The 1,799-nt window shown below is 68.3% G+C and carries 1 protein-coding gene; it reads left to right on the top strand.

Going from position 1 to position 1,799, the window contains the following annotated elements; all coding sequences use genetic code 11:
- Positions 1-1,799 (top strand): Ig-like domain-containing protein (locus HWX25_RS32510; RefSeq protein WP_244138830.1); only part of this gene is annotated, 1,799 nt, incomplete at both ends.

Genomic DNA, 1,799 nt, shown 5'->3' with positions numbered 1-1,799 from the left:
GCGGTGCAGGGCCCGATCGTGAACCACGGGACGACGGACGATACGACGCCGACGCTGAAGGGCTCGGCGGAGCCGGGCGCGGTGGTGACGATCTACGACGGCGGCAAGGCGATCGGCTCGACCGTTGCGAACGCGGCGGGCGGCTGGTCGTTCACGCCGGGTGCTCCGCTCGCGGACGGCGAGCATGATTTCACGGTGACGGCGCGGGACGCGGCGGGCAATGAAAGCGGCGCAAGCGAGTCGTTCAACATCACCGTCGATACGTCGGATCCGGGCACGACCGTCATCACCAACGTCGTCGACGATGTCGAGCCGCAAACTGGCTCGGTGTCGAACGGTGGGTTCACGAACGACACGCGTCCGACGCTGCATGGCACGGCAAAGCCGGGTTCGATCGTGACGATCCGCGATGGCGACACGACGCTGGGTTCGGCCACGACGGACGCGTCGGGCAAGTGGAGCTTCACGCCGGACTCGGCCCATGCGCTGACGGAGGGCAAGCATGCGCTGACTGCGCAGTCGAAGGACGCGGCTGGCGCGCAAAGCGCGCCGTCGCAGCCGTACGAGTTGAACATCGACTTGACGCCGCCGGGCAAGCCGTCGCTCGAGGAAGTCATCGACAACGCCGGCAACGTGACCGGGCCGCTGCATCCGCACGATACGACCGACGATGCGCAGCCGACGCTGCGAGGTACGGCCGAGCCGGGCAGCATCGTACTGATTTACGACACGACGTCCGGCGCGCAGGTACTGCTGGGCAGCACGCGTGCGGATGCGGACGGCCACTGGTCGTTCCAGTCCGAACCCCTCGAGAATGGCCATCACTCGCTGTCGGTGGTCGCACGTGACGCGGCGGGCAACGCAAGCGAGCCCAGCGACGGCTTCGACTTCTCGGTGCTGACGGGCGTGCCGAGCGCGCCATCGATCACGGGCGTGTTCGACGCGGTCGAGCCGCAGGTGGGCAATGTCGCGCCGAACGGCGAGACGAACGACACGCGGCCGACGGTGAGCGGCACGGCGCAGCCGGGCCACACCGTGCACGTGTTCGTGGACGGCAAGGAGGTGGGGATCGTCATCGCTGGGGACAACGGCCGCTGGTCGTATCGCCCGGAGACGCCGCTGGCGGAGGGCGAGCACGCATTCAGCGCGAAGGCCGAGTCGCCGGACGGCAAGATGAGCCCGTCGACGGGCGACTATTCGATCGTGGTGGACACGATTGCGCCGGAAGCGTCGAACGACGAGACGCTGCTGGATGACGTTGGTAACGTGACGGGCCCGATCGCGAACGGCACGACGACGGACGACGCGACGCCGGTATACAGCGGCAAGGCTGAGGCCGGCGCGGTGGTGACGATTTACGACGGCGAGAAGGCGATCGGCTCGACGGTGGCGGGACAGGACGGACGGTGGACGTTCCGGCCGTCGGAGCCGCTGTCGGACGGTGCGCATCGACTGTCGACGACGGTGACGGACAAGGCGGGGAACACGAGCGAGCGAGGGGATTCGCACGAGTTCACGGTGGACACGAGCAAGATGTCGATCGCGCTGGACCAGGTGATCGACCACGTTGGCACGGTGCAGGGTCCGCTGCAGCCTGGACAGACGACGGACGATCGCCAGCCGGAAGTGACGGGCAAGGCGAAGCCTGGCTCGCTGGTGAAGGTGTACGTGGACGGAGAGGTGGTTGGCTCGGTGCAGGCGGGCGGCGACGGGCAGTGGTCGCTGAAGCTGCCGGCCCCGTTGTCGGAGGGGGCGCACGAGATCGCGGCGTCGTCGACGACGAACGGGATGGAGAGCGC

The organism is Burkholderia sp. BCC1640 (assembly GCF_902833125.1).
GTDB lineage: Bacteria > Pseudomonadota > Gammaproteobacteria > Burkholderiales > Burkholderiaceae > Burkholderia > Burkholderia diffusa.
The sequence above is the reverse complement of the archived record's forward strand: the minus strand, read 5'-3'. Positions and strand labels throughout refer to the sequence as shown.